This is a genomic window from Micromonospora sp. bgisy143 (assembly GCF_057708145.1).
The window spans coordinates 1-10,532 of sequence record NZ_JBYIRN010000058.1 but is presented as its reverse complement, the minus strand read 5'-3'; the positions used below and the strand labels follow the sequence as shown (position 1 = coordinate 10,532).

The following is a 10,532-nucleotide window of genomic DNA, read 5'->3' as shown; positions in this document are numbered from 1 at the left end:
TGTCCGAGTCGGCCAGGCGGAACTGCTGGTTGGTCCCACCGTTGTCGGACCACTGCACGATCGCCCCACCATTGGCCGTCGAACGGCCGGACACGTCCAACACCTTGCCCGACAACCGCGACTTGACCCGATAGTAACCACCACCGGAATCCACGAACTGCCACTGCTGCTGATTACCGTTGTTACGCGTCCACTGCGTAATCCGCGCACCGTCGTTCGTGGCCAGGTTGTAGACATCCAACGCCTTGCCACTGTTGCGGTTCACCAGCACGTACCACGCGCTCGTGTCGACCGTCGCCGCGGCCGCGGGCGACGACACCGCCATCGCGGCGGCGCCGGCGACCACCACCGCCGCCGCGCTGGCGGCTGCCGCTCGTACCAACCACGCTCGTCGTCGCGAGGGTGGCGCTATCGCCGGGGACGTACCAATGGCGGACATGATCCTCCTCATTGACCGGGGAGCCGAACGGCTACCCGAGGCTGGGCGCACCGCGACCCGCGACCGGGCGCACACGGTGGGAATGTTCGCGTTAACACGCTCCCGGTGGGCGGCGGACGCACGTCGGATTCACGGTCGACGAAGTCGGCCGGCGGAACATCGCATCCGACGTCGTCCTTGACCATCGACTGTGAGCGATAACATGCTGTTCGTCAAGACGTAACATCCGCGCAAAGGAGGGCCGGCGTGGCGCGCCGGGCCATTGACGCCGGTCGCACGCCTGCCGCCCGATCCCCCGCCGCCCCCGACGGCCACGTCGGCCTGCCCGACGCTCAGGAATGATCGACGCTAACATCGACGTTCACCCATAAAGCGGCACGACCGCACCGATGCCGCGACCGTGCTCGCGGCGACCCGTCGAGGGACCGCCGCCGCGCCCGGCGGGCGATGCCCGGGTCCGGAGCGGGTGGCGCCGGACCCGGGGCATCGGTGTTCAGGAGCTGGTGCAGGTGACGTTGCTGGGCGGGGTGGCGCCGTCGCCGGTGGCGGTGAAGCCGAAGGTCGTCGAGGCGTTCGGCGCGAGCGCGCCGTTGTAGGGGGCGTTGCGAACGGTGACGTTGCCGGTGGTCCCCGTGTTGACGCCGCTCCAGAGGCTGCTGATGGCCTGGCCGCCGGCCAGGGTCAGGCCCACCGCCCAGCCGTTGATCGTGCCGCTGGTGCGGTTGGTGACGGTGACCTCACCCTGGAAGCCACCCGGCCAACTGTTCACCGCGTGGTAGGTGGCGGCGCAGGTGCCCGGCTCACCGGTCGGTGGCGGGGTGGTCGGCGGGGGCGTCGTCGGCGGCGGGGTGGTCGGCGGCGGCGTCGTGGGCGGAGGCGTGGTCGGCGGCGGCGTGGTGGGCGGGGTCGTCGACTGGAACTGGCTGAAGAACCGCCAGATCTCACCCGAGGTCCAGGTTCGCGAGTCGTTGGGGCTGCCCGACCCGTCCACCGGGCTCGGGGTGTGGTCGCCGTCGAACGCGGCCCACTGCACGGGATACCCGGCGCGGCAGCCGGAGTAGGTGGTGGTGATGTGGGTCAGGCTGCCCCGGCTGGGCTCGCGAGGGCTCTGCGCCGTGCAGCCGTTGTTGCGCACGAACGTGTCCCGCAACGCCCGACCCTGGGAGATGTTCAGCACGCTGTCGTAGATGCCGTGGATGCCGAAGTACGGGACCGGCGCGGTGCCACCGTTACAGCCGCTGAGGTTCGCGCCGGACAGCACCGCGACCGCGCGGATGACGTTCGGTCGGGCGCAGGCCACCGCGTAACTCATGGCCCCGCCGTAGCTCCAGCCCAGGGCGAAACGCTGCGTCGTGTCGACACAGAGGTCGTTCTCGACCTGGCGGGAGATGTCGTCGAACAGGGTCAGGTCCCGACCGTTGGTGTTGGCCCACCCGGCGTTGATGCCCTGCGGCGCGACGAAGATCGTGCTGTTGTTCGACAGCGGCGCGAGGCCGTAGTAGCCGGCCGAGGCGACGTTGTTGGCCGACCCGTTCAGCCAGTGGAAACCGAAGACCAGCCGGTACTGACGGTTCCGGTCGTACCCGCTCGGGATCTGGAGGATGTAGGTGCGGCTCTGGCCGCTGCTGGTGATCGTGCGGGTCCCGCTGGTGAGGGTGGGCGCCTTACCGCAGCCCGCGGTCGCCGCCAGGGTGCCGTTCGTGGCGGCCACCGCCTCGCCGCGGAACCCGGCGCTCAACGCGCCGCCGGTCGCCACGACGAGAGCCGCCGCGGCCGCGACGATCGTCAGTAGTTGTCTCCGTCTGACCATTGCTCGACTCCTTGCCGTTGATCGTGCGTACGACATGCACCTCGAGCCGGTTCGTGCCGGTGGGGGGTACTCGCCCGCGCGGGCGGACGAGGGCCGACCGGCGAGGTGCGGTGAGAGGACGTCCTTCCGTTGCGGGCCGGCATGCTGCTGCGGCCGGTGCGGCGTACACGGGTGGCGTACGGGCCGTACCGTCGCTGCCGGGGTTGTCCGCGACGGGGCATGGAATGCGGAGCGTGCAGCCGGACCGGAGGGGCGTCCGACGACCGCGCGGTCGCCTGGCAGTGGCGGAGCGGCCCGGACTGGTCACCGACCGGTGAGGCGGCGGGAGGGCGGGCCCTCGGCATGCCTGCGCCGACTGACTGCGGTGACTGGGAGCGTGCCCTTCGCTCCCCGCGCCGGAACATAGCATGTTATCGATAACATGCTCAACCGACCGAGTGCCGCGCAACCGACCACAGCGGGCGGTTCGGGCCCTCGGTCATCCGCCGCAGCGCTGGTCAGGCGGCCGGCCGGAGCGTGGCCCGTCCGGGTGTCACCGCTGCGTGTCCGCGGAGCGGGAGCTGAACTCGGTGACCTCGGTCAGCCTGTCCCCCAGGTCGCAGACCAGGTCCCGCATGGCACGGGTCCCACCGTTCTGCATGGCGTGCATGGCGTCGCAGGCCTGCCGCCAGGCCTGGCAGGCGCCGGGCACGTCGTCGAGATCCAGGAGCGTCGCGCAGAGCCGGGTGGACGCTTCGAAGACGCCGATCCGGCTGTGCGCCTCGACGGCCGCTCGGAGCCCCTGCTCGAGCTGGTCCCGGGCCTGGCTCTGATGCCCCAGCAACGCCAGACACTCGGCGATCAGAACGCGGATCGCTGCCTCGTCCGTCCCCGGGCCGAACTTCTCGCTCTGGGCCAACGCCTCGTTGAGGCACGCCATGGCCTCGCCGGGAGCACCGAGCCGGACCAGTGAGCGGCCCCGGGCCACCGACGCCCAGATCTCGCCCTGCTCGAAACCGACGGCACGGTAGAGGGACAGCGCCCGCTCGTTCTCCGCCAGTGCGCGCTCGTGCCGGCCCAGCTGACTGTGGATCCGTTGCAGGGCACTGTGGACACCGCCCAGCTCCGCGATCATGCCGCGCTCGGCGAAGGTCTCTCGGGCGCGGCCGAGCAGGTCGAGCGCCTCGTCGTAGGTGGCGAAGTGGTAGCAGGAGTCGGCCAGACTCCACCTGGCGTGGGCCGCGCCCACCTCGTCCCCGCTGTCACTGGCGGCACGCAGCGCCACCCGCATCACGTCCTGCCAGTCGTGGAATCGCCCGGCGAGCTGCAACCACGGCCAGATGGTGAGCGCCAGCCGCCAGGGCGGGACGCCGAAGTCGCCCTCCGCCGCGCGGCGGACCGCCTCGAACAGGATCTCCTGGTGATCGTCGAACCACCGCATGGCGGCGTCGTACGAATCGGGTCGCTCGGCGACGACGCCGGCCGGGGCCGGGACGGGAGCGGCCGCCGGGCTCGTCGGCACGAGCCGCAGCGCGGCCTGGTAGCTGCTGTGCAGGTAGTGGTGCAGGAGCCGGCCGACAGCCGCTTCCCGGTCGTGGACCGACTCCTCGGCCAGGAACAGCTCCTGCGCGTACGCCCGGACGAGGACGTGCGAGGTGAGCCGTCCCCTGTCGTCCTCGTCGAGCATGGCCGCGTCGGTGATCTCCCGCACCAGTCCCCGCGTCCGGGTCGGCGGAGTCAGCGACATGCTGGCGAACGCCTCGGCCGAGATGCCGGCCGCCATGGCGGCGGAGGAGAGCCGGAAGAGCCGGGCGGCGTCCGGACTCAGCTGGCGGTACGACCACGCGAAGGCGGCGCGCGGATCGCACACGCCGGGACCGCCGGAGAACGCGGTCAGTCGTCGCGCGCCGTCACGGAGTTCCGCGGCGACGTCCTGCAGGGCGAGTCGCGGACGCGCGCTCAGCCGGCCGGCCAGGATCGCCAACGCGAGGGGCAGCCGGCCGCACATCTCGATGATCTCGTCGAGCGTCTCCGGCATCGGAGCGTCGACGATCGGGGAGCGGTTCGGCGCGCCGTCGAGCCGACGCTGGACCAGCCGACGGGCGGTCGGCATGTCCGGCGGATCGAGGTGCAGCAGGTGCGCCCCGTCGCGGACGGCGAGATCGACGAGCGGCCGACGGCTGGTCACCAGCACCAGGCAGGCCGGGGAGTTGGGCAGCAGCGGACGCACCTGGGCGGCGTCGAGCGCGTTGTCGAGAAGCACGAGCATCTTCCGGCCGGCGGTCAGGCTCCGGTAGATGCCGACCCGCGCGGCGAGCGTCTCCGGAACGCTGGACATGTGGAAACCCTGCGACGACAACAGGGATCCGAGCGCGTCCCGGGGGCTCAGACCGTCGGTCTCGGGCTGCTCCGCGCGCAGGTCGAGGTAGAGCTGGCCATCGGTGAACTCCTCGGCGACCCGGTGGGCGAAGTGCGCGGCCAGCGTGGACTTTCCCACCCCGCCCATCCCGTCGAGCGCGACGACCAGCGGACCCGTCCCGCCCGCGAGGGCCGCGCCCGCGCGCAGTCCGGCGAGAGTCGCGAGTTCGGCGGTACGTCCGACGAAGGCCGGCAGGTCGGGTGGAAGCTGCGCCGGCCGCACCAGCGGCACCGGCCACGACCGGGCACCCCGCCGTGCCCCGCCGTCGGCCGGGGTCGGGTCGCTCCCCACCGGGCTCGCCGTTCCCGCCAGCACCCGCCGGTGCGCGGCCTGAAGGGCCTCGCCCGGATCGATGCCCAACTCCTCGGCGAGACGGGTGCGGACGGTCCGGAACAACTCCAGCGCCTCGGCCTGGTGACCGGCCGCCCCGAGGGTGGCGATCAGACTCGCCTGCACCGGCTCGTGGAACGGCGCCATCGCGGCGGCCAGCCGCAACGGCCGCAACACCCGCGTCGGACGGTCCAGCGACAGGGCGAGTTCGGCCGCCGGCACGCACGCGTCGAGGAATTCCCGATCGAGCGCAGCGAAGATCGACATCGCGGTGGTGCCGTGGGCGTAGGTGTCACCGGCCGGCCCGCGCCACAGCCCCAGGGCCCGGGCGTAGTGGTCCAGCGCCCCGCGCCGGTCGCCGGCCGCGAGCTTCTGCCGGACGGCCCCGACGAGTTCCCGGAAACGGAACAGGTCCAGCGAGCCGGGTGGGGGCACGAAGAGGTATCCGGAGCCGTGCCGGCGCAGGTACGAGCCGGGCGCGCGCAGCGCGAGCGAGGGTTCCATCAGGCGGCGTAGCGCGCCCACGTACTTGTGGATGACGTTCGAAGCGCTGGCCGGAGCGTCCTCGCCCCAGACGAGTTCGATGAGGTCGGTCGCGCTGACCGGTCGCCCCGCGCGGGCCAGGAGCAGGGCCAGCAGCCGACCCTGCTGCCGGGGGCCGACGTCCACCTCGACGCCGTCGCGCCACAGGCGCAGCGGACCCAGGATCTCGAAACGCAGCGTTTCGTCGATCGGCCGGGGTCCGTCTCCTGGGCGGCGGGCATCGGTCGAAATCGACAATTCAATCTCCTGTTTCGCCTGACCCGTCGCCACCATCGGCTGCCACCGCGCTCCCCAGTCTACGTGTGTGCCGACGGAACCGACCCGGCACCGAGGCCCGATCCGGACGAAATGGTGGAGCACGGCACCCGGCGACAGGTATGCCACCGCGCCGAATACGCGACGGAATGCCGTGCCGACGCCGTTCGTCACCTTTTCGCCGACGCCGTGGACAGCAGGCGATACGGCAGCGACAGCGCCCTTTCGGGTCCTAGACTGCGCTTGTACGGGGGGCCGCCCCCTGCCATCGGGGGAGGTGCGGGTGCCATGAATTCTCGTCCGACGAAACAGCAGGAACGCACGCACGGCGGCGCCAACCGTGACCTTCCTCCCGAACTCGGCTCCGATTCCATCGGCATTTTCGAGGGCCGAACCTTCATGTTGTCCAATTCTGTCGGCGACGTGCCGGACAATTCCATCGCCGGACTGGTGCACGACGACACCCGCTACCTCAGCCGCTGGGAGCTGACCCTCGACGGACTCGCCCCGCTGGTACTCAGCGCCAGCACGGTCGACGCCTACTCCGCCGCCTTCTTCCTCGCCAACCCGGAGCTGCCGGACCTGCGGGCGAACGGGATCGGCCTGCGGCGGGAGCGGTTCGTCGGGGACGGCATGTACGAGCGGATCGTGTTGCAGTACTTCGGCGTCGAGCCGGTCTCCGTACGCCTGCGGCTGGATGTCGCCGCGGACTTCGCCGACCTCTTCGACATCAAGCGGGCGGGCCGGAGCCGGCTGGCCGACATCCGGCGCAGCCACCGGTCGGACGGCTCCGCCCTCAGCTTCTCCTACCGGAACTCGCGCTGGTCCGCCGCCACCACCGTCGAGGCCGTTCCCCCCGCAGACCGGGTCGAGGGCGACTCGTTGGCCTGGGACGTGCGCCTGGAACGCGGCGACACCTGGGGTTGCGAGTTGCGCGTGCTGCTGAACTGTCAGGGCATGGACTTCGAGCCGGCCCACCGCGTGTTCGGCGAGGCGCCGGCCACCGACACCGACAACGACGACGCGGCTTACCGCTGGGAGGCCAACAAACCGGACCTCAGCGCGGAATCGGAACTGTTGCATAACGTCTACCGCAAATCGGCCGTCGACCTGGTCTCGATGCGCATCGTCAAGGAGATCAACGGTCAGCGGATCGTGCTGTTGGCCGCCGGCATGCCCTGGTTCCTGACCGTGTTCGGCCGGGACACCCTGGTCACGGCGTACCAGAGCATCACCTGCGGCCCGGACGTCGCGCGCGGGGCGCTCGTCACTCTCGCCGCGCACCAGGGCACGGTCGTCGACGACTTCAGCGACCAGGACCCCGGGAAGATCCTGCACGAGTTCCGCTCGGGTGAGCTGACCCAACTCGGCGTCGAACCCTACGGCCCCTGCTTCGGCGCGGCCGACACCACCCAACTCTGGCTGATCCTGCTGTCCGAGTACTGGCGGTGGACCGGCGACGACGCGTTGGTGCGGCAGCTGCGGCCCAACGCCGACGCGGCGCTGCGGTGGATCGACGAGTTCGGGGACCGCGACGGCGACGGGTACGTCGAGTACGGCACCCGCTCGCCGAACGGCATGCGCAACCAGTGCTGGCGCGACTCACCGGACGGCGTGCAGTTCGCCGACAGCAGGCTCCCCGACCTGCCGGTCGCCACCTGCGAGATCCAGGGCTACACCTACGACGCGAAGGTACGTGCCGCGGAGCTCGCGGACGGGCCGTGGGCCGACGCCCCGTTGGCGCGACGGCTGCGAGGCGAGGCCGCCGATCTGCGCGAACGGTTCAACCGTGACTACTGGCTGTCGGAGCGGGGCGGCTACTACGCGATCGGCCTCGACGCGGAGAAACGACCCATCGACTCGATGACCTCGAACATGGGCCACCTGCTGTGGAGCGGGATCGTTCCACCCGAGCGGGCCGCCGTGGTGGCGCGGCACCTGATGTCCGACGAGATGTTCTCCGGCTGGGGCGTCCGTACGCTGTCGACCGCCGATGTGGGGTACAACCCGATCGGCTACCACCTCGGCACCGTGTGGCCGCACGACAACTCGATCATCGCCGCCGGGCTGGCCCGGTACGGCCACCGGGACGAGGCCAACCGCATCGCGCTGGCGATGCTCGAAGCGGCGGCCCACTTCGACTACCGCCTGCCCGAGGCGTTCTCCGGGTACGACCGTTCGCTCGGCCGGCGACCCGTGCCCTACCCCACCGCCTGCAACCCCCAGGCGTGGGCCAGCGGGGCGCCCCTTCTCTTCCTGCGGACGATGCTCGGGCTCGATGTCAGTGACGGCGTCCTCCACACCGACCCGCACATCCCCGACACGCTGGGCGGCATCCGGCTGACCGGGGTACGGGTGCACGGCGCGAGACGGATCGTCGACGCCGCCGGTACGCGGTTGCGCTCGCTGGCCTGAGCTACCGGGCACGCGCCACCCGGTCAGGCTGCCCGGCGTCCCGTCCGCAGGGTGTACAGCGCGTGGTGATGCCGGGAGCGGACGGTACGCACCGGGACGCCCAGTGCGCGGGCCGTCTCGTGGGTGGTCCGGCCCGCCAGGTAGGTGTGCAGCAGCACCGCCCGATGCTCGACGGGAAGCCGCCGCAACATCGAGACCGCCTCGGCGGCGGCGACCGCGGCGTCCGCGTGGTCCGGTTGGGTGACGTCGACCTCCGGCTCGGTCCGCTCCCGCCCGACGGCGACCTGCCGCAGCGACGCGACGGCCAGGTCCCGCGCCACCGTCGTCAACCAGTCGCGGATCGGAACACCGACGAGGCGGACGCGGGTGCCCTGCTGCCAGGCGTGGATGAACGTCTCCTGCACGATGTCCTCGGCGAGATGGTGGTCCCGCACGAGCTTCTCGACGAAGGTGAGCAGCGGCTGGGTGTGCTCGGCCATCAACTCGTCCAGCGCGGGAGTCCGGCCGGAGGCCGTACCCGAATGGGGAGCCGTTGTCATCGCTGGTGCCTGGTCCTTAGCGAGCGGGTCTACGAGCGGGGCCGCCACCGACACGGCCCTGCGACCGGCACCGATGATCGACCCGGATCCCGACGCTAACCTTCGCCAGTTACCAGGCTCGTGACGATCTCTTACCGACCCGGCCGACTACCTCGGGCGCGCGACCTCCAACTGGCCGGTGGACCGGACCGTCACCCAGGTGGTGACCGTCGCCCCGTCGACCTCGGCGGTGCAGGTGAACCGGTGCCCCTCGATGACCGGCTGGTCGACCGGGCAGGCGACGGTGTCCGCGTTCAGCTGGTAGTCGGTCCGGAGCACGGTCAGCACCTGACGTTGCAGGGCGGCGGTGTCGAGGACCTTCTGTCGCGGGAGGTCGGGCCGGGTCACGGCCACCACCGTGCCCGCGACCGCCAGGAGGACGACCGGGACCGCGACGGCCAGCACGATTTTCGGCGAGAGCCGCCGGCGGCCCACCGCCGGTACGTTCGCCGCCGGCCCCCACTGCGGCGGGGGCGCCGGCTTCCAGCGGGGCACCAGCAGGGCGGCCCCCGCGTCGGTGACCGTCGGGCGGTCGGACGCGCCGTCCGGGTTCATCGTCGACTCCACGGTCTCAGCGGGCGGTGGCGGTCGGCACGGCGACGACCTCCGGTAGTGGCGTGGTCTTCCCCCCGGTCGGGGCGACCGCGAACCAGGTGCCGCCGACTCCCTGGCCGCGGATCTCGCCGGGCGCGGTGTCCTTGGCGAACAGGTAGACCGGCCAGCCCGCGATGGTCACCTGGCAGGTGCCGTCGGCCCGCTCGACGTACCCGACGAGTTGCGGGTCGACGCCGTCGGGGTAGATCCGGCCGGGGGACGAGATGAGCAGCGGAGGCCAGGTCTTGGCGCAGTCCCCCGCGCAGGTCGCCTTCGGCGGTTTCGCCGAGTCCTTGTCGAACCGGTAGAGCGTCCGGCCCTGGCCGTCCGCGACGTACGTGCCGATGTCGGCCTGCTGCATGGCCCGCAACTGCACCACGTTGCTGCCCTGGCCACGGTCCGGGCCACCCGGGACGGGGACGTCGGACGGTCCGCTGAAGATCTGGACGCGGCGTTGCGTCTTCGCCACGGTCGGCGGCGGCACCGGGCTGACCTCGATCACCTGCGGGCTCGGGTCCGCGCTCGCGGTGACCGGCGAGGCCGCGGATGCCCCCTGGGTCGGCGTCGCGGTGCCCCCCGCCCCGGTGGCCTCCCCGCACGCGGTCAGCGCCACCAGGCCGATCGCCACGATCGCGATCCGCGCTCTCTGCACCATGTTCGCTCCACCTCGATGTCGGTGTGGACCGGGCTCGTGCACAGGTCCGGCACCCACACGGACACCGTCCCGAAACGGTTCACCGTCGTACCGCGACGGACGACCGGGACGGATTCGAACCTGCCCTGAACCGGATGGCGTGCGCATCCGTGTGGGTGGCGGCGTCGGCGCAAGGCGGTCCACGAGGGGACCGGCTCGCCGACCCGCGAGACCACCGGAAAACGGGAGGGTGACATGGCCACGTACCACATCGTCAGCGAGGACATCCAGGAGTCCGCGAGCTGGCTGCAGCAGAACATGCAGACCCTGCTGGACGGCATGACCCAGGCCAAGAGCAAGATCGACACGCTGATCCAGGGTGGCTACAACACCCCGGGCGCGCAGCAGCAGTTCGGGCCGTACTTCGAGGAGTACAAGGGCAGCGTCGACCAGACCCTGCACGGCATGGAAGGCATCAGCCAGTACCTCACGCAGGTCAGCGACGCCTTCTCGGAGACCGACACGCAGACCGCCGC

The 10,532-nt window shown here is 71.4% G+C and carries 8 protein-coding genes; 2 read left to right on the top strand and 6 right to left on the bottom strand.

From position 1 onward, the window contains the following. The 3 genes from AC3EN4_RS31725 to AC3EN4_RS31715 all read right to left on the bottom strand — a co-directional run. A partial coding sequence (locus tag AC3EN4_RS31725; protein WP_435210215.1) for an RICIN domain-containing protein occupies positions 1-439 on the bottom strand: 439 nt, incomplete at its 3' end. 493 nt (positions 440-932) lie between these two features. Continuing rightward, a complete protein-coding gene (locus tag AC3EN4_RS31720; protein WP_422739170.1) occupies positions 933-2,249 on the bottom strand; it encodes a CE1 family esterase in 1,317 nt (438 codons plus the stop codon). A gap of 532 nt (positions 2,250-2,781) precedes the next feature. Further along, the gene (locus tag AC3EN4_RS31715) at positions 2,782-5,757 is read right to left on the bottom strand and encodes an AfsR/SARP family transcriptional regulator (protein WP_435210213.1); all 2,976 of its coding nucleotides are present in this window, start codon (positions 5,755-5,757) and stop codon (positions 2,782-2,784) included. 306 nt (positions 5,758-6,063) lie between these two features. Here AC3EN4_RS31715 and AC3EN4_RS31710 point away from each other — a divergent pair, with 306 nt between their 5' ends. Further along, on the top strand, positions 6,064-8,190 hold the full coding sequence (locus tag AC3EN4_RS31710; RefSeq protein ID WP_435210212.1) for an amylo-alpha-1,6-glucosidase: 2,127 nt from the start codon (positions 6,064-6,066) through the stop codon (positions 8,188-8,190). A gap of 23 nt (positions 8,191-8,213) precedes the next feature. Here the strand turns inward: AC3EN4_RS31710 and AC3EN4_RS31705 are convergent, their stop codons facing one another. The 3 genes from AC3EN4_RS31705 to AC3EN4_RS31695 all read right to left on the bottom strand — a co-directional run bounded on the left by AC3EN4_RS31705 (position 8,214) and on the right by AC3EN4_RS31695 (position 10,017). Then, positions 8,214-8,729 (bottom strand): sigma-70 family RNA polymerase sigma factor, encoded by a 516-nt coding sequence (locus AC3EN4_RS31705; RefSeq protein ID WP_435210210.1) that lies wholly within the window; start codon positions 8,727-8,729, stop codon positions 8,214-8,216. Between the two features lie 147 nt (positions 8,730-8,876). Beyond that, entirely contained in the window at positions 8,877-9,335 is a 459-nt protein-coding gene (locus AC3EN4_RS31700) for a DUF4333 domain-containing protein (RefSeq protein WP_435210208.1), read from the bottom strand. Positions 9,336-9,339: 4 nt separating this feature from the next. Then, positions 9,340-10,017: a hypothetical protein gene (locus AC3EN4_RS31695; RefSeq protein ID WP_435210206.1), complete on the bottom strand. Its 678-nt coding sequence runs from the start codon at positions 10,015-10,017 to the stop codon at positions 9,340-9,342. Between the two features lie 234 nt (positions 10,018-10,251). On the opposite strand from AC3EN4_RS31695, the gene AC3EN4_RS31690 reads away from it, so the two are divergent. After that, positions 10,252-10,532, top strand: a 281-nt coding sequence (locus AC3EN4_RS31690) for a WXG100 family type VII secretion target (protein WP_435210204.1), incomplete at its 3' end; no start/stop codon positions are given.